At 68.9% G+C, this 17,234-nt stretch carries 16 protein-coding genes and 1 riboswitch; of the genes, 4 read left to right on the top strand and 12 right to left on the bottom strand.

Annotation, left to right across the window (positions count from 1 at the left end; genetic code table 11):
* Positions 1–2: 2 nt before the first annotated feature.
* From ASF45_RS27315 to ASF45_RS27300, 4 genes are all read right to left on the bottom strand, one after another.
* On the bottom strand, positions 3–812 hold the full coding sequence (locus tag ASF45_RS27315; RefSeq protein ID WP_082551307.1) for a PEP-CTERM/exosortase system-associated acyltransferase: 810 nt from the start codon (positions 810–812) through the stop codon (positions 3–5).
* A gap of 285 nt (positions 813–1,097) precedes the next feature.
* The gene (locus ASF45_RS27310) at positions 1,098–1,754 is read right to left on the bottom strand and encodes a glycine zipper 2TM domain-containing protein (RefSeq protein WP_056671099.1); all 657 of its coding nucleotides are present in this window, start codon (positions 1,752–1,754) and stop codon (positions 1,098–1,100) included.
* 123 nt (positions 1,755–1,877) lie between these two features.
* The gene (gene metH, locus ASF45_RS27305; RefSeq protein ID WP_082551306.1) at positions 1,878–4,649 is read right to left on the bottom strand and encodes a methionine synthase; all 2,772 of its coding nucleotides are present in this window, start codon (positions 4,647–4,649) and stop codon (positions 1,878–1,880) included.
* Positions 4,650–4,675: 26 nt separating this feature from the next.
* Positions 4,676–4,758, bottom strand: a riboswitch (S-adenosyl-L-homocysteine riboswitch).
* Positions 4,759–4,771: 13 nt separating this feature from the next.
* Entirely contained in the window at positions 4,772–5,467 is a 696-nt protein-coding gene (locus ASF45_RS27300) for a GntR family transcriptional regulator (protein WP_056671097.1), read from the bottom strand.
* An 89-nt stretch (positions 5,468–5,556) separates the two neighbouring features.
* Between ASF45_RS27300 and ASF45_RS27295 the strand changes: the two genes are divergently transcribed.
* From ASF45_RS27295 to ASF45_RS27280, 4 genes are read left to right on the top strand one after another with little or no spacing between them, the layout of a single operon-like run.
* Positions 5,557–6,534: a tripartite tricarboxylate transporter substrate binding protein gene (locus ASF45_RS27295; RefSeq protein ID WP_056671094.1), complete on the top strand. Its 978-nt coding sequence runs from the start codon at positions 5,557–5,559 to the stop codon at positions 6,532–6,534.
* A gap of 22 nt (positions 6,535–6,556) precedes the next feature.
* Positions 6,557–8,287 (top strand): L-arabinonate dehydratase, encoded by a 1,731-nt coding sequence (gene araD / locus ASF45_RS27290; protein ID WP_056671091.1) that lies wholly within the window; start codon positions 6,557–6,559, stop codon positions 8,285–8,287.
* Between the two features lie 17 nt (positions 8,288–8,304).
* Positions 8,305–9,015 (top strand): ribonuclease activity regulator RraA, encoded by a 711-nt coding sequence (locus ASF45_RS27285; protein ID WP_056671777.1) that lies wholly within the window; start codon positions 8,305–8,307, stop codon positions 9,013–9,015.
* A gap of 27 nt (positions 9,016–9,042) precedes the next feature.
* Positions 9,043–10,002, top strand: a complete 960-nt coding sequence (locus ASF45_RS27280; protein WP_056671088.1) for a tripartite tricarboxylate transporter substrate binding protein — start codon at positions 9,043–9,045, stop codon at positions 10,000–10,002.
* Between the two features lie 313 nt (positions 10,003–10,315).
* Here the strand turns inward: ASF45_RS27280 and ASF45_RS27275 are convergent, their stop codons facing one another.
* The 8 genes from ASF45_RS27275 to ASF45_RS27240 all read right to left on the bottom strand — a co-directional run bounded on the left by ASF45_RS27275 (position 10,316) and on the right by ASF45_RS27240 (position 17,201).
* A complete protein-coding gene (locus ASF45_RS27275) occupies positions 10,316–11,035 on the bottom strand; it encodes a GntR family transcriptional regulator (RefSeq protein ID WP_056671085.1) in 720 nt (239 codons plus the stop codon).
* On the bottom strand, positions 11,007–11,837 hold the full coding sequence (locus ASF45_RS27270) for an ABC transporter ATP-binding protein (RefSeq protein WP_056671082.1): 831 nt from the start codon (positions 11,835–11,837) through the stop codon (positions 11,007–11,009). Before ASF45_RS27270 ends, ASF45_RS27275 begins: the two co-directional genes overlap by 29 nt.
* Positions 11,837–12,595, bottom strand: coding sequence for an ABC transporter permease (locus tag ASF45_RS27265; RefSeq protein WP_056671078.1), 759 nt, complete (start codon positions 12,593–12,595; stop codon positions 11,837–11,839). Before ASF45_RS27265 ends, ASF45_RS27270 begins: the two co-directional genes overlap by 1 nt.
* Positions 12,592–13,269, bottom strand: coding sequence for an isochorismatase family protein (locus ASF45_RS27260; RefSeq protein WP_056671075.1), 678 nt, complete (start codon positions 13,267–13,269; stop codon positions 12,592–12,594). The genes ASF45_RS27265 and ASF45_RS27260 overlap by 4 nt, the downstream gene beginning before the upstream one ends.
* Positions 13,269–14,378: an ABC transporter substrate-binding protein gene (locus tag ASF45_RS27255; RefSeq protein ID WP_082551305.1), complete on the bottom strand. Its 1,110-nt coding sequence runs from the start codon at positions 14,376–14,378 to the stop codon at positions 13,269–13,271. The genes ASF45_RS27260 and ASF45_RS27255 overlap by 1 nt, the downstream gene beginning before the upstream one ends.
* 139 nt (positions 14,379–14,517) lie before the next feature.
* Positions 14,518–15,216 carry a phosphoribosyltransferase gene (locus ASF45_RS27250; RefSeq protein ID WP_056671070.1) on the bottom strand — a complete coding sequence of 233 codons (699 nt, stop codon included), beginning with the start codon at positions 15,214–15,216 and terminating at the stop codon, positions 14,518–14,520.
* 58 nt (positions 15,217–15,274) lie between these two features.
* A complete protein-coding gene (locus ASF45_RS27245) occupies positions 15,275–16,141 on the bottom strand; it encodes an alpha/beta hydrolase (protein WP_056671067.1) in 867 nt (288 codons plus the stop codon).
* Positions 16,142–16,151: 10 nt separating this feature from the next.
* Entirely contained in the window at positions 16,152–17,201 is a 1,050-nt protein-coding gene (locus ASF45_RS27240) for a homocysteine S-methyltransferase family protein (RefSeq protein ID WP_056671064.1), read from the bottom strand.
* Positions 17,202–17,234 lie beyond the last annotated feature (33 nt).

The raw sequence follows: 17,234 nt of genomic DNA, 5'->3' as shown, positions 1-17,234 counted from the left end.
GCTCAGGCGCTCAGCGGCGCGCCCTGCGTGACCGGCGCCTCGGCCAAGCCCTGGTGGACCATGGCCTCGTGCACCAGGTAGCAGGTGTCCATCTGGGCATGCACCTCGTGCCAGATCGGGCGCACCATGGCGCGCAGGCTGCTGTAGACCTGCGACACGCGCATCAGCGAGGGGATGCGCATGCCGCGGTGCTCGATGGGAGCGCCGACGGTTTCGATCTGCACGCCGCCGCGTGCGAAATGCTTGGCCAGGCGCGGTTCCGTCAGCGTGAACAGGTATTCGACGCCAGCGCGCTGGGCCAGCGCCACAGCGCCGAAATACAGGCTCACCGGAATATTGGGGAAGCGCGCCGCGGGCTCGCTCGAACTGTCACGGGCGGACAAGGCCACCGGACGGTGGAGTTCGCCACGGCGGCGGCGGAACTCGCCCATCACGGCCAGCCGCGACACCTCGGCGATGCGTTCGCGCGGCAACGCCGCCGGATCGATGATGCGGCGGTCTAGCGTGGCGCGGCAGGATCGTTCGAACGGCAGTGGGGCGTGCCGGTCCTGCGGATCCGTCAGCACCACCCGGGCACAGCCGACAGGGCGCACATTGTCGTCATTGGTCCGGACAATGCAGTGCAGCGCATGCCTGTCGTAGCCATCCATCTCCCGCTGTTCTGCGCGCACCGGCTCGAAACCCAGTTCCCGCGCGTACACGTCGTGGCGCACAAAATACACTTCGTCTCTCGCCGCGGCGTCTAATGCTGGTGCAATGCGGAAATATTGCCCAAACCGCTCACTGGCGGGCGAGGTTTCAAAAGTTTTCATGACTTTTATGTGATCTGGGCGTTGCACGGCGTGCTCAACGGGTGTAGGCGGATGCTAGTGGCTTTTGTAGGCCAACACCGCTACAAAATGTCAGAGAACGTGATTAGTTCCCTTGACTTCCCCTCGATCTGAACTATTTTTTGTTCCACTTTTGTTACTTCGCCGGACTTTGTTCTGGCGGGCGCCGACCGCAACTGGCTGCTTCTCCAGTTCCGAAGTAGAAAAAAAGGCCGGGCGCCATGGGCGCCCGGCCTTGTTTATTGCAACGACTGGCGGGGTCGCGCGCTACGAACCGTTCCAGGCCGTGGCATGGCCGCGCGCCCGCGCAGTGCCGTTCTGCACCAGCACGGGGCTGCCCACGGCCACGGCCTCGGCCTGCTCCACGGTACGCACGCTGCCGTCGTCCATGCGGACGCGTACCGCGTAATGGGTGGTCTGGCGCACGCGCTTTTCGACCTCGTTGCCGGCCCAGCCGCCGCCCACCGCGCCCAGCACCGTGGCCACGGCGCGGCCGCTGCCGCCGCCGACCTGGTTGCCCAGCACACCGCCGACCACGCCACCCGCCACGGCGCCCACGCCGCTGCCCTGGCCTGCGCGCTGCAAGGCGGTGACGGAAACGACGGTGCCGCAGCTGTCGCAGCGCGCTACGGGTGCGGTGGCGGCAGCCGGCGCGCGGACCACCGCGGGCGCGACGCGGGGCTCCGCCGGTGACGTCGGTGCGCTCTGGGTTGCGGGCTTGGGCGTTGCCGCGGGCGCACTGTCAAAGGGCACCAGGCCCGCGGCCTGGCTGACCGGCGGTTCCGCAGCACCGCGGGGCAGTTGCGTGCCCAGCAGGGTGCCGCCCAGCCCGGCGACAGCCACGGCGAGCGCGCCGACGGCAATCCACAGCGGCTTGTTGCCCGAACGGGCGGGAATCGAAGGGGACGTTTGGTGTTCTTGCATGGGCACTCCTCGAAGCGGAGCGCAGGCGCGCTCCATGGATGCCAAGGCTATGCAAGCGGCGTTGTCGTCCGGTGTCTCTTTTGTAAGGCACCGTAAAACCTCGCAGCGGTCCGGCCGCGACGCTCAGAGTTGTGGCGCCAGCGCCCGTTCGAGTTCGTCGACCGGCACACCGCGCCGGCGCGCCAGGTCTTCCACCTGGTCTTGGCCGATCTTGCCGACGTTGAAGTAAGTGCTGTCCGGGTGGCCGATGTAGAAGCCGCTCACGCTGGCCGCAGGCGTCATGGCCCAGCTGTCGGTCAGGCCCATGCCGATGTCTTCGCACTGCAGCAGCGTGAACATATCGCGCTTGACGCTGTGCTCGGGGCAGGCTGGGTAGCCCGGCGCGGGCCGGATGCCGCGGTACTGCTCGCGGACCAGCTGCTCGTTGTCCAGCGCTTCGCCGGCCGCATAGCCCCACAGGTCGGTGCGCACACGGTGGTGCAGGCATTCGGCGAAGGCTTCGGCCAGGCGGTCGGCCAGGGCCTTGAACATGATGGCCGAATAGTCGTCCAGGTCCTCGACAAAGCGCTTCTCGCGCGCCTCGGCACCGATACCGGCCGTGACCGCGAACATGCCGGCATAGTCGGCCACGCCGCTGCCTGCCGGCGCCACAAAGTCGGCCAGGCAACGGCTAGGCCGCGGCACGCCATCGATGACCTGCTTCTCGGTCTGCTGGCGCAGGCCGTGCCAGGTCAGCGCGGACTGGCTGCGCGTCTCATCGGTGTAGAAGGCGATGTCGTCGTCCTGCACGCTGGCGGCCGGGTACAGCGCCACGATGCCGTTGGCCGTGAGCCAGCGGCCCTCGATGATGCGCTGGAGCATGCGCTTGCCGTCGCTGAACACGCGCTGGGCTTCGGCGCCGACCACCTCATCCTTGAGGATGGCCGGGAACGGGCCCGCCAGGTCCCAGGTCTGGAAGAACGGGCCCCAGTCGATGTACCTGGCCAGTTCCGCGAGGTCGAAGTTCTTGAACACGCGGCGGCCGATGAACTTCGGCTTCGTGGGCTGGTAGGCGGCCCAATCGATGGGCGTCTTGTTGGCGCGGGCCTTGGCCAGCGGCCACAGGGGTACCTGCTTCTTGTTGGCGTGCTGCAGGCGCACCTTGTCGTAGTCGGCGTTGAGCTCGGCGATGTAGGCGCTGGCCTGGTCGGACAGCAGGCTCTGCGCCACGCCCACGCTGCGCGAGGCATCGGGCACGTAGACGACAGGGCCCTCGTAGTGCGGCGCGATCTTCACGGCGGTGTGCACGCGGCTGGTGGTGGCGCCGCCGATCAAGAGCGGGATCTTCCTGATGCGGAAGTGCTCGTCCTTCTGCATCTCGCCGGCCACGTACTGCATCTCTTCCAGGCTGGGCGTGATCAGGCCCGACAGGCCGACGATGTCCGCCCCTTCGACTTTGGCCTTGGCCAGGATTTCGTGGCACGGGACCATCACGCCCATGTTCACGACCTCGAAGTTGTTGCACTGGAGCACGACGGTCACGATGTTCTTGCCGATGTCGTGCACGTCGCCCTTCACGGTGGCGATGACAATCTTGCCCTTGCTGCGCACGTCGCGGCCGGCCGCCTCGTCGCGCAGCTTCTCCTCCTCGATGTAGGGGATCAGGTGGGCCACGGCGGACTTCATCACGCGCGCCGACTTCACCACCTGGGGCAGGAACATCTTGCCGGCGCCGAACAGGTCGCCCACGATGTTCATGCCGGCCATCAGCGGGCCTTCGATCACGTGCAGCGGCCGGCCGCCCTTGGCCAGGATGGCCTGGTAGGCCTCTTCGGTGTCGGGCACGATGAAGTCGGTGATGCCGTGCACCATGGCGTGGGCCAGGCGCTGCTCCACAGTGGCCGGCGCCTCGGGCGTGCCGCGCCATTCGAGCTTCTTGCTCTCGTCCTTGGCGCCGCTCTTGGCGGTCTCGGCAATCTCGACCAGGCGTTCACCCGCGTCGGGACGGCGGTTCAGCACCACGTCTTCCACGCGTTCGCGCAGGACGGGTTCGATATCGTCGTAGACGCCGACCATGCCGGCGTTGACGATGCCCATGTCCATGCCCGCCGCGATCGCGTGGTACAGGAACACGGTGTGGATGGCCTCGCGCACCGGATCGTTGCCGCGGAAGGAGAAGCTCACGTTGGACACGCCGCCCGAGACCTTGGCGCCGGGCAGGTTCTGCTTGATCCAGCGCACGGCCTCGATGAAGTCGACCGCGTAGTTGTTGTGCTCCTCGATGCCGGTGGCCACCGCGAAGATGTTGGGGTCGAAGATGATGTCTTCGGGCGCGAAGCCGACCTCGTCCACGAGGATGCGGTAGGCACGCTCGCAGATCTCGATCTTGCGCGCGAAGGTGTCGGCCTGGCCTTGCTCGTCGAAGGCCATCACCACGGCCGCCGCGCCGTAGCGCCGCACCAGCCGGGCCTCGTACTTGAATTTCTCGACGCCCTCCTTCATGGAGATCGAGTTGACGATGCCCTTGCCCTGGATGCAGCGCAGGCCGGCCTCGATGACCTCCCACTTGGAGCTGTCCACCATGATGGGCACGCGCGCGATGTCGGGCTCGCTGGCGATCAGGTTCAGGAAGCGCACCATGGCGGCCTTGCTGTCCAGCATGGCCTCGTCCATGTTGATGTCGATGACCTGGGCGCCGTTCTCCACCTGCTGGCGCGCGACCGACAGCGCCTGGTCGAACTGCCCATTGAGCACCATGCGCGCGAAGGCCTTGGAGCCCGTCACGTTGGTGCGCTCACCCACGTTCACGAACAGGCTGCCGGCGCCGATGGACACAGGCTCCAGGCCGGACAGGCGCATGGGCGGCGGTGCGGAAGCGTCGGCAGCGGAAGGAGAAGCAGCGGAATCTGGGGTCATGGTCTCACCTGGGCATCCGGTCAAGGAACAGGTGAGCGTCGTTGCGGATGCGCGGTCCCAAGCCTGACGGGCGCCGATGAATCAGCCCGCTGCAACGCTCCTTGGGAAGGCGCGGATTCTATCTAGTCGGGCTCGACCACATAGTCCGGAAACTGCTCCCGGATTTCCTCGATGGCCGACAGCGTGCCCGACAGGTGTGCGCGCAGCGCCTCCTGCGCGGCTGCCGCGTCGCCAGCCGCGATGGCCTCCACGATGGCGCGGTGGTCGCGCAGGATGGAGGCGGTCTTGCCGGCCGTCGGCAGATGCAGGCGGCGCAGCCGGTCCACATGGCCCGAGACCCGGCCGACCAACTCGACCAGCGCCGCCATGTCCGCCGCCGCATACAACAGCTGGTGGAACTGGCGGTCTGCGGCGACGAATTCGCCGTACTGCTGAGCCTCGGCCAGCGCCTGCTGCAAGGCGATCTGGCGGCTCAAGGCTTCGACCAGGCCCTCGGGCCGGCGCACCGCCAGCTCGCGCACGAGTTCCAACTCGATCGAGCGCCGCAGGAAATGCGCTTGCCGCGCAGCGCGCAGGTCGATGCGGCTGACCAGCGTGGCGTGCTGGGGAAACACGTCGACCAGGCCCTCTTCCGCCAGCCGAAGCAGCGCCTCGCGCACGGGCGTCTGGCTCACGCCGAACTGCTCGGCCAGGGCCTGGCGCGCCAACACCGTGCCGGGAACCAGTTCCAGCGCCAGGACCGCCTCACGCAGCCGCTCCAGCACCTGCGGCGCGGCCAGGCGCGTGCGGTCCAGGCGGATCTTCGGGAGGGCATTCATTGCGGGCGATTCTGCATTGACGTACTAATATATTAGTGTTTCAATCCCGCGCCAACAAGACCCGTCGAACCGAGACAAAGGAGATGCACATGCAACGTCGCACGATGATCCAGGGCGCGCTTTCCACCATGGCGACCGCGGCACTGCCAGCGCTGGCCCAGGGCAGTTGGCCCACCGGCAAGGCGATCACCTACATCGTCCCGTTCCCGCCCGGGGGCAACACCGACACGCTGGCCCGGGTGATCGCACCGGCGCTGTCGACGGCGCTGGGCACGCCCGTGGTCATCGACAACAAAGGCGGCGCGGGCGGCAGCGTGGGCTCGGCCATCGCAGCGCGCGCTACGCCGGACGGCTACACCATCCTGGGCGGCACCATCAGCTCGCACTCCATCAACGGCAGCCTGTACGCCAAGCTCGACTACGACCCGGTCAAGTCCTTCGCGCCGGTCGCCATGCTCGGTTCCGGGCCGCTGGTGCTCGTCGTGAACGCAAGCAGCCCGTACAAGACCCTGAACGACGTGCTGGCTGCCAGCCGCGCCAAGACAGGTGGCCTGTCCTCGGCCTCGCCGGGCAACGGCACCTCGCCGCACATGGCGCTGGCCCTCTTGAGCTACCAGTCGGGCGTGGCGTTCACGCACGTGCCCTACAAAGGCAGCGGGCCGGCCGTGCAGGACCTGGTCGGCGGCCAGGTGGACATGATGTTCGACACCACGCTGATCGTGGGCCCGCACATCCAGTCCGGCAAGCTGCGGCCCATCGCGGTCAGCAGCGCCAAGCGGCTCGAATCGCTGCCCGACGTGCCCACCATCGCCGAAGCCGGCCAGAAGGGCTTCGACATGGGTTCGTGGCAGGCGGTGTTCGCCCCCGCCGGCACGCCCAAGGCCATCGTCGACCGGCTGCATGCCGAGATCATGAAGATCATCGCCACGCCCGAGGTGCAGGCCCGGCTCAAGGGCTTCGGCATGCTGCCCTCGGACATGACCCCGGCCCAGCTCGGTGACTACCAGAAGGCCGAAGTCGAGAAATGGGCGAAAGTGATCAAGGCCGCCGGCATCAAGGCGGAATAGCCCTCCTCCACACCCATCCACGATGACACAACGCACCTACGACGACCTGCGCAGCGCGCGCTGGTTCGCCCCCGACGACTTCCGCTCCTTCGGCCACCGCTCGCGCGTGCTGCAGATGGGCTATGGCCACGAGGACTGGAAGGGCAAGCCCATCATCGCCATCGTCAACACCTGGAGCGATGCCAACCAGTGCCACACGCACTTCAAGCAGCGTGTGGAGGACGTCAAGCGCGGCGTGTTCCAGGCCGGTGGCTTCCCGCTGGAACTGCCCGCCATCAGCCTGTCGGAAAGCATGGTCAAGCCCACGACCATGCTCTACCGCAACTTCCTCGCGATGGAGACCGAGGAGCTGCTGCGCAGCCACCCGGTGGACGGCGCCGTGCTGATGGGCGGCTGCGACAAGACCACGCCGGGCCTGACCATGGGCGCGCTGTCCATGGGCATTCCTTTCATCTACCTGCCGGCCGGCCCCATGCTGCGCGGCAACTGGAAGGGCCAGGTGCTGGGCTCGGGCTCGGACGCCTTCAAGTACTGGGACGAGCGCCGCGCCGGCCGCCTCTCGGACCAGGCCTGGTTCGAGATGGAGGCTGGCATCGCGCGCAGCCACGGCACCTGCATGACCATGGGCACGGCAGCCACCATGATGGGCATCGCCGAATCCATCGGCTTCACGTTGCCGGGCGCCTCCAGCATTCCGGCCGCTGATGCCAACCATGTGCGCATGAGCGCCGAATGCGGCCGCCGCATCGTCGACATGGTCTGGGACGACCTCACGCCCGCCAAGATGCTCACGCGCGCCAACTTCGAGAACGGCATCGCCTGCGCCATGGCCATGGGCTGCTCGACCAACGCCATCATCCATTTGATCGCCATGTCGCGGCGGGCAGGACACCCCGTGAGCCTCTCGGACTTCGACGCCTTCAGCCGCCGCGTGCAGGTCATCGCCAACATCCGGCCCAGCGGCGACGCCTACCTGATGGAGGACTTCTTCTACGCCGGCGGCCTGCGCGCGATGCTGGAGCGCATCCGTCCGCACCTGAAAACGGAGGCGCTGACCGTCAACGGCAAGACCATCGGCGAGAACATCGCAGGCGCCGAGGTCTACAACGACGACGTGATCCGCCCGCTGGACAAGCCGATCTATGCCGAAGGTGCGCTGGCCGTGCTGCGCGGCAACCTCGCGCCCGACGGCGTGGTCATCAAGCCCAGCGCGGTCGCGCCGCACCTCTTGCGCCACACCGGCCGCGCGCTCGTGTTCGACGACTACCCCAGCCTCAAGAAGGCCGTGGACGACCCGGACCTGGACGTGACGGGCGACGACGTCCTGGTGCTGCGCAACGCCGGCCCCCTGGGCGCCGGCATGCCCGAGTGGGGCATGCTGCCGATCCCGACCAAGCTCTTGAAGCAGGGCGTGAAGGACATGCTGCGCCTGTCCGATGCGCGCATGAGCGGCACCAGCTATGGCGGTTGCCTGCTGCACTGCTCGCCCGAGGCGGCCATCGGCGGCCCGCTGGCGCTGGTCAAGACCGGCGACCGCATCACGGTGGACGTGCCTGCGCGCAGCATCCATCTCGAAATCTCCGACGAGGAGATGGCCGCACGCCGTGCAGCCTGGACAGCCCCGCCGCCCCGCTACGAGCGCGGCTACGGCTGGATGTTCGGCCGCCACATCAAGCAGGCCAACGAGGGCTGCGACTTCGATTTCCTCGAGACCACCTTCGGCAAGCCCGTGCCGGAACCCGACATCTTTTGAACCTGGAGACCGACCGCATGAAACCCGAGACCCGCGACCTGCTGAAGAAGGTCAGCACCGCCACCCTGTGCACCGCGCTGTTCAAGCGTGGCCTGCGCAACCAGATGATCCAGGACGTGCGCCCGCTGAACCCGGACGCGCCCACCATGGTCGGCGAGGCCTTCACGCTGCGCTACATGCCGGCGCGCGAGGACCGCAACGGCATCGCCGTTTTCCAGAACCGCGACCATCCGCAGCGCAAGGCCGTGGAGGAGTGCCCGCCCGGCGCCGTGATGGTGATCGACAGCCGCAAGGACGCGCGCGCCGCCTCGGCCGGCGGCATCCTGGTGGCGCGGCTGATGCAGCGCGGCGTGGCCGGTGTCGTCACCGATGGCGGCTTCCGCGACAGCCCCGACATCGCCCAGTACGCCATGCCGGCCTACCACGTGCGCCCCAGCGCGCCGACCAACCTGACGCTGCACGAGGCCATCGAGATCAACGGCCCCATCGGCTGCGGCGACGCGCCCGTGTTCCCCGGCGACGTGGTCGTGGGCGACGGTGACGGCGTGGTCGTGATCCCCGCCCACCTGGCCGACGAGATCGCCGCCGAGGCCACCGAGATGACGGTCTTCGAGGACTTCGTGCAGGAGAAGGTCATGGAAGGCCGCACCATCCTGGGCCTGTACCCGCCGACCGAAGAAAAGAGCCGCACGGACTTCGCCGAATGGCGCAAGGCCAAGGGCCGCTGAGCGTCGTCAACCACCTGGAGGAGACACATGCAACGCAGAACATTCGCCCTGGCCGCCACGCTCATGCTGGCCGCGCCCGCCTTCGCCCAGAGCTTCCCGACCAAGCCCATGACCATCGTCGTGCCCGCCTCCCCGGGCGGCGCGATCGATCTGGCCGCACGCCTGATCGGCCAGAAGTTCACCGAGGCCTGGGGCCAGCCCGTCGTCATCGAGAACAAGACCGGCGCCACCGGCGTGATCGGCACCGACTTCGTGGCCAAGGCCGCGCCGGACGGCCACGTGCTGGCGCTGGTGGCCAGCAGCCACGCCATCAACCCCAGCATGTTCAAGAAGCTGCCGTTCGACACGGTCAAGAGCTTCGAGCCCGTGGTGCAGACACACACCGTGCCGTTGGTGCTGGTGGTGGCGCCCGATTCGCCGTTCAAGACCATGCAGGACGTGATCGCCTTCGGCAAGAAGAACCCGGGGCAGCTCAGCTTCGCGTCCAGCGGCAACGGCGGCGCGCCGCATTTCTCGGGCGAGCTGTTCCAGAGCATGGCCGGCCTGCAGATGCAGCACATCCCCTACAAGGGCAGCACGCTGGCGCACCCGGACCTCATGAGCGGCCGCGTCTCGATCATGTTCGACACGCTGGCGGCGACCAGTGCCCAGATCAAGGGTGGCAAGCTGCGCGCGCTGGCAGTGACCACGCGCGAGCGCCTGCCCGCATTGCCCGATGTGCCGACGGTGGCGCAATCTGGCCTGCCCGGCTACGAGACCAGCACCTGGGGCGGCCTGCTGGCCCCGGCCGGTACGCCCAAGGCCACCGTCTACAAGCTCGCCGCCGAAACCACGCGCATCCTCGCCCTGCCCGATGTACGCGAACGCATGCTGGCGGCCGGTGTCGAGCCGGTGGGCGGCACGCCCGAGCAGTTCGCGAACTTCATCGCGAGCGAGATGGTGAAGTGGGGCAAGGTGGCGAAGGCCGCCGGGATCGAGCCGGAGTGAGCGCCAGAGCGGTGCGCCATGCACCGCATTGATTCGCCCTCAGTTCCGCGCCAGGCCGCAACGGCAGCGGTACAGATGGGTGCACAGCACGTCCCAGCGTTCGGAAATCGTCTGCTGGGGCACGCCGCCGGAGCGCCCGCCCAGCGGCCGCTCCTCTGACGCGTCAGCACGTGAACCCGGGCCAGACCTGGGGCGCTCGCCGTCCCAGGTCCGCGATGCAGAGCGAGATCTGCCTGTTCTCATCGCGACACCTCCATTCGGAAGACGGTGCCGCTGAATGCAAGAGTGATGCCGGCCGTTCTGGCTGGGTGGCTCAGCCCAGGCCCTGCTGCGCCACCAGCTCCAGCACGATCTTGCGCACCCCCTTCACATGCCCCGCCACCGCCCGCGCCGCGGCATCCGCATCGCCCTGGCGGCAGGCCGCCAGGATCACGCGGTGGTCCTCGTTGGAACTGCGGTTGAAGCCCGCGAGCGAGAGCTGCATGAAGGACATGCGCTGGATGTGCCCCTGCAGCATGGCCAGGATCTGCTTGGACAGCGGGCGCTGCGCCGGGCCGTAGAGCAGGTCGTGGAAGCGCACGTTGAGTTCGCTGAAGGCCCAGGCCGTGCCGGCCTTGTCCATGGCGCGCACCAGGCGCTCGGCTTCGTCGAGGTCGGCGCGCGTGAGCAGCGGCGCGGCCGTGCGCATGAGGCTGGGCTCGACCAGGAGGCGCAGCTCGAAGGCGTCCTTCAGCTGGTCCAGCGTCGGCGCCTGCACGAGCGCGCCGCGGTTCAGCGGCAACTCGACGAAGCCCTGGGCCTGCAGCGTGCGCAGGGCCTCGCGCAGCGGGATCTTGCTGACCTGGAACTCGGCCGCCAGCTCGTCCTGGCGCAGCGCCTGGCCCGGGTGGAAGATGCCGCGCACGATGGCCTGGTGCAGCACGGCCACGATGTCGTCGGTGCTGAAGCGCCCGCCCAGCGCCGCGCGCTGCGCGGCCACCAGACGCTGCAGCGGCGTGGCCGTTTCAGGCGCTGCGGCTCTCGTGCCCGGCATGGATGGTCTCGCGCACGAAGCTGCAGATGCTGTTGAACACCGGGTCTTCCTGCATCTCGGGCCGGCGTGGCCGCGCGAAGGGCACGCGGATGTCGGCCACGATGCGCGAGGGCCGCGCGTTCATGACCAGCACGCGGTCGGACAGGTAGACCGCCTCGCGGATGCTGTGCGTGATGAACACGGCCGTCTTGTGCACCTGGTCCCAGAGCCGGGCCAGCATGAGGTTCATGTCGTCGCGCGTGATCGCGTCCAGCGCCGAGAAGGGCTCGTCCATCATGAGCAGGCGCGGATCGTTGATGAGGCCGCGGCAGATCGCCACGCGCTGGCGCATGCCGCCCGAGAGCTCGGCCGGGCGCTTGTCGCGGAAGTCCCACAGGCCCGTCGCGCGCAGCAGCCGTTCGGCCTCGGCGCGGTACGCGGCCACATCGCGCTTCTGCGTGCGGATCGGAAACAGCACGTTGTCCAGCACGCTCTTCCAGGGCAGCAGCGTGGCGTCCTGGAACACGTAGCCGAAGTCCCGGCGCGGCGCCGTGACGGGATCGCCGCCGACCAGGATGCGGCCCGCACTGGGGTTCTCCAGCCCGCCGACCATGGACATCAGCGTGCTCTTGCCGCAGCCGCTGGGGCCGACCAGGCTCAGGAAGTCGCCCTCGGCCACGTCGAAGTCGGCATGCTGCACGGCATGGACCTCGCCGTTGCGGGTGGCGTAGGTCTTGTGCACGTCCTGCACGGACACATAGGCCTGGCCGCGGTCGGCCGGGGTCGCGAGCGGCTGCAGCCAGGAAGGGGGAGCGGAAGACATCAGGCGCCAAACTTCTGTTGCATCCAGCGCTCCAGTCCCGCGACGAGCCCGTAGAACGCCAGCCCGAACACGCACAGCACGAGGATGGCCGCGAGGATCAACGCCGTGTCGGCCTGGGCCGAGGCGAACAGGATCAGGTAACCGAGGCCCGCCTGCGAGGTGATGAACTCGCCCACGATCACGCCGATGATGGCGAAGGTGGTGGCGATCTTCATGCCGCTGAACACATAGGGCAGCGCATGCGGCAGCCGCACCGCCGCGAACACCTGCCAGGGCGTGGCGGTCAGCGCGCGGCACAGCCGCAGCAGCGATTTGTCGACATGGTCCAGCCCGGCCAGCGTGGCGATCACTACCGGGAAGAAGCTGATGAAGACCGAGAAGGTCAGCCGCGACTGGAAACCGATGCCCAGCCAGACGATGAACAGCGGCGCCAGCGCGATCTTGGGAATGAGCTGGAACAGCACGACGTTGGGGTACAGCATGTCGCGCATGAGCGCCGAAGTGCTCAGCAGCGCGGCCAGCGCCACACCCAGCAGCGAGGCGATGGCAAAGCCCGCCAGGCTTTCCCAGACCGTGGGCCAGGCGTGCTGCATGAGCAGGGGGAAGGTCTCCACCAGGCGCAGCGCGATCGCGCTGGGCGCGGGCAGCAGCACCTCGCGGATTGCGAAGCCGCGCACCACGGCCTCCCACAGCGCCAGCGTGGCCAATGCGAACAGCAGCGGCAGCAGGATGCGCCGCGGCGTCAGTCCATCGTTCACGCGGGCAGCCTTTCGAAACAAGCCACCGCATCGTCAGTCGACACCGTCCAGCCGAAGAACTTCTCGATGTTGAACACGCTGGCCTCGAACACGGCGGGCGAGCCGGCCTGCAGCGTGGCGTCTGCCACCATCACGGCGAAGAACTCGCGGTGGAAGGCATCGCGCACCGCGGTCTCCACGCAGACGTTGGTGTTGACGCCCACGAACACCAGCGTGGTGATGCCGTGGGCGCGCAGCAGCATCTCCAGGTTGGTGCCGGCGAACGCGCTGTAGCGCGGCTTGTCGACCACGGGCTCGCCCGGCAGCGGCTGCATGGGCTCCACGAAGGCATGGTCCCAGCTGCCGCGGATCAGCAGCTGCGCGCCGGGGTGGCTGCGCATGTACTTGAGCGGGTTGGACTTGTGCCACATCGGCGAGGTGGCCGGGCCGGCCTCGGCCAGGCTCTCGGTCCAGCCGTTGCGCACGTGCACGACCATGAGGCCGGCCGCGCGCGCGGCGGCCAGCACACGCGCCGCACGCGCGACCACGGGCGGGCTGCCCGCGATGTCGAAGCCGGCCAGGTCCAGGTAGCCGCCCGGCGAGAGATAGCCGTTCTGCATGTCGATGACGACCAGCGCGGTCTGCGCGCGCTCGGCCGCCAGCGGCTCGGGCCGCGTCGGCAGCGTGAACGGCATCAGGCCAGGCCCAGCATCTTGTTGTAGGGCGCCACGTTCTTGCGGATCTGGTCCCACTCGGCGCTGCTGAGCTTGATCTTGCCGACGAAGCGGTTCGTCGCCAGGTCTTCGGGCACCAGCGGCTTGGCATCGGCCGTCAGCGCGCCCGCGCGCGCGGCCAGCGAGATCATGCTGGCCAGCGTGGGGATGCTGCTGTAGCCCATGCCGTGCTCGATGGCCTCGGGCGCGACCATGGTGGCCTGGGCCAGGCCCTGCGAGATCTTGGCGTTCTCCTTGCCGCCCTTGGCCATGCCGATCTCGGGCTGGGCCTTGTAGAGGATCTCCAGCGATTCCTCGGGCTTCTTGAGCGTGGTGACCACGGATTCGAGGATGCCGTCCACCATGGCCTGGCACAGGCCGGCGTCGGCCTCGATGGTCTCGCGGCGCGCGATGACCTGGGCTGCGTAGAGCTGCACGCCGGCCTTGGCCCAGGGGATGAAGCGCGTCTTCACGCCCAGCGAGTCCAGCACCGGGATGCTGGACGAGCCGATGGCCGTGATGGCGTCGACCTGCTTGTCCATCAGCGCGCGCTCGATCAGGCGTGCATCGAGCTGCTGGCGCGTGACCTTGCCGAGGTCGATGCCGGTCTTGGCGGCGTAGGCCGTCCAGTACGGCGACTCGGCCGAGGTGGCGACCGTGCCCACGCGCTTGCCCTCGAAGTCCTTGGGCGCGCGGATGGTGGAGTCCTCCAGCACCAGGTTGCCCATCAGTGCGTCGTAGCCCACGGTGGCCAGGGCCTGCAGCGGCAGGCCGCGCGCCATGTTCACCAGCGTGCCGCCGAAGAACACCACGCCCAGGTCGAACTGCTTGTTGGCCACGGCCTGCGCCGCGGCCACCGAGCCGTTGCCGCGCGAGACCGTGAGGTCGATGCCGCGCTTCTTGAAGTAGCCCAGTTCCTTGCCGACCATGGGCCAGTAGTTGGAGCCGTTCACGACCCAGGGCAGCGTGATGCTGATGGCCCGCGTCTGCGCGAACACCGGCGCGGCCACGGCGCCGCAGGCAACAGCGCCGGCTGCCTGTAACAGGCGGCGGCGCGACAGGGAACGGGAAGGGCTGGGCGAAGAGGTCATGGCGGCTCCGGGGGGCGGGGATGGCGGACGCGGTGCACCGACCCGGGGCGGGCCATGCACCAAAACGTATACGATTGGCGATACGTTGCGGGCTACGCCCTGAAACGCAAGTTGCGTACCAAACGCCCTGCCCCGGGCTTCACGCCCGCCGCACCCAGCCCTCGGGAACGGCCTGCAGCAGCGGGCTGTCGAACACACCGAACACCTGGGCCGCACGCTGCGGCCCCAGCACCTCGGCCCAGCGCCGGCCCTGGCACATGGCCACACCCACGCCCAGCACGGTGGCGCCCGCGGCCTCCAGCAGGTTCCACGGCGCGGCGATGGTGCTGCCGCTGCTGACCGCATCGTCCACCAGCACCACGCGCTTGCCGCGCACCAGCGGCAGCAGGTTCGGGTCGAGGTACACGCGCTTGCCGGCCGTCGGCGTGGTGATGGACTGCACGGCGCCCGAGAGCGCCTCGTCGTACCAGAACTTGCGCGAGTAGCCCAGCGGCACGATGCGCGACAGGCCGAGCCGGCGCGCCACGATGGGCGCGAAGGACAGGCCCAGCGTGGGCACGCCCACCACCACCTCGGGCTGCAACGGTGCCAGCCGCTCGGCCAGCAGCTCGCCCAGCGTGTCGATCACGTCCAGCGCGGCCTGGTTGCAGATCAGCGAGGCGACGGCGTGGTCCGGCTGGCCCGCCATCTGGCGGATCGGCAGCACGAGCACGCGGCCGTCGGGCAGGTGCGCCGGGTAGCCGTACTGCCAGGGACCGTCGGCCGGGCCGGCCGCGGCGGCGGGCAGGATCTGCTGCCAGTAGCCGGTGGTCGGCTCGGTGAAATGGGGGGGGGTCATGGGCGGGTGGTCAAGAAGGGCGCGGTTCGGTGTAGCAGGCCGCGTGCCCGGCCCGGGCCTAGGTGCCGGCAAAGCCGCGCAGCGCGCGGCACAGCGCGCTGTCCGGCTGCTCCAGCGGCACCATGGCCTCGAAGTGGTCGGCGCCCGGTAGCACCAGCAGCTCGCTGCGGTTGCCGGCCTGCTGCCAGGCCGTGTGCAGGCCCTGCGACTGCTCTGCGAAAGCGGCCTGCTCGGCGCCGCCCCAGGCCAGCAGTAGGGGCGTGGCGCTGGGCCGCACCAGGTGCATGGGCGAGTTGCGGCGCACGGTGGCTTCGTCCAGCTGGATCAGCGGCTGCAGGTAGCTGTAGCGCAGCGGCGCGATGTCGTACAGGCCCGAGAGCAGCACGGCGCCGGCAAACGGGTCGTTGGGCAGGCCGTAGTCGGCGCGCCAGGGCGTGGTCAGCAGCATGGCGCCCAGGTGGCCGCCGGCCGAGCTGCCGCCGATGACGATGCGGCCCGGGTCGCCGTTGAATTCGGCGATGTGGCGCAGGGTCCAGGCAGCGGCCGCGCGCACCTGGCGCACCAGTTCGTCCAGCGTGACCGTGGGGCACAGTGCGTAGTCGATCACCACCGTGGTGAAGCCCATGGCCTGCGGACCCAGGGCCACGCAGCTGAAGTCGCGCGCAGCACGGGCGCGCCAGTAGCCGCCGTGGACGAAGAAGAACACGGGCGCACCGGGCTGCGCGGCCGGGAAGATGTCCAGCGTCTCGGCCAGCGTGGGGCCGTAGGGCACGCCGAGCCGGTGCGGCAAGGTGCGCCGGGCCTCTTCGCTGCGCTCGGCGAAATGGCGGTTGGACGCCGCGGCATCGTGGGCCCGGCGGAACGGGTCGTAGGCCTCGTCGATCTCCGGCTGGCCGGCGAAGCCGTGGGGAAACGCGAAGGCCATGGCGGGCCGTTCAGGCCATGGCCGGGTAGAACGCCGTGCGGGCCGGCACCGCGCGCGTGGCCACCGGCGCCACGGCCTGGCCGATGGCCGCGATGTGCTCGGGCGTGGTGCCGCAGCAGCCGCCCACGATGTTGACCAGGCCCTCGGCTGCGAACTCGTGCAGCAGCTTGGAGGTGTCCGCCGGCGTCTCGTCGAAGCCGGTGTCGCTCATGGGGTTGGGCAGGCCGGCGTTGGGGTAGCAGCTGATGAAGGTGTCGGGCGCGACGCGGTTCAGCTCCTGGATGTAGGGCCGCATCAGCGCGGCGCCCAGCGCGCAGTTCAGGCCGATGGCCAGCGGCTGCGCATGGCGCACGCTGTGCCAGAAGGCCGTGACGGTCTGGCCCGACAGGATGCGGCCCGACGCGTCGGTCACGGTGCCGCTGATCAGGATGGGCAGGCGCTGGCCGCTGGCCTCGAAGTACTCGTCCACGGCGAACAGCGCGGCCTTGGCGTTCAGCGTGTCGAAGATGGTCTCCACGAGGATCACGTCCGCCCCGCCTTCGACCAGCGCTTCGGTCTGCTCGTAGTAGGCCTGGCGCAACGTCTCGAAGTCGACGTTGCGCGCGCCCGGGTCGTTCACGTCGGGGCTGATGCTGGCGGTCTTGGGCGTGGGGCCGAGGGCGCCGGCGACGAAGCGCGGCTTGTCGGGCGTGCTGTACTTGTCGCAGGCCGCGCGGGCCAGTTTGGCGCTTTCCAGGTTCATCTCGCGCGCCAGGTGCGCCATCTCGTAGTCGTCCTGTGCGACCGTGGTGGCGCCGAAGGTGTTGGTCTCGATCAGGTCGGCACCGGCCGCGAGGTAGCGCTCGTGGATGTCGGAGATCACGTCGGGCCGGGTCAACGAGAGCAGCTCGTTGTTGCCCTTGACGTCCTTGTGGAAGTCCTTGAAGCGCTGGCCGCGGTACTGTTCCTCGTTCAGCTTGAAGCGCTGGATCATGGTGCCCATGGCGCCGTCGAGGATGGCGATGCGTTCGGCCAGGATGGCCGGCAGTTGCTGGGCGCGGGTGTAGGCGGGGAGCTTCATGGTGGGGCGATTGTAGAAAGCGCCTTGTGCTGC

Source organism: Pseudorhodoferax sp. Leaf265, from assembly GCF_001422365.1.
GTDB lineage: Bacteria > Pseudomonadota > Gammaproteobacteria > Burkholderiales > Burkholderiaceae_C > Pseudorhodoferax.
The sequence above is the reverse complement of the archived record's forward strand: the minus strand, read 5'-3'. Positions and strand labels throughout refer to the sequence as shown.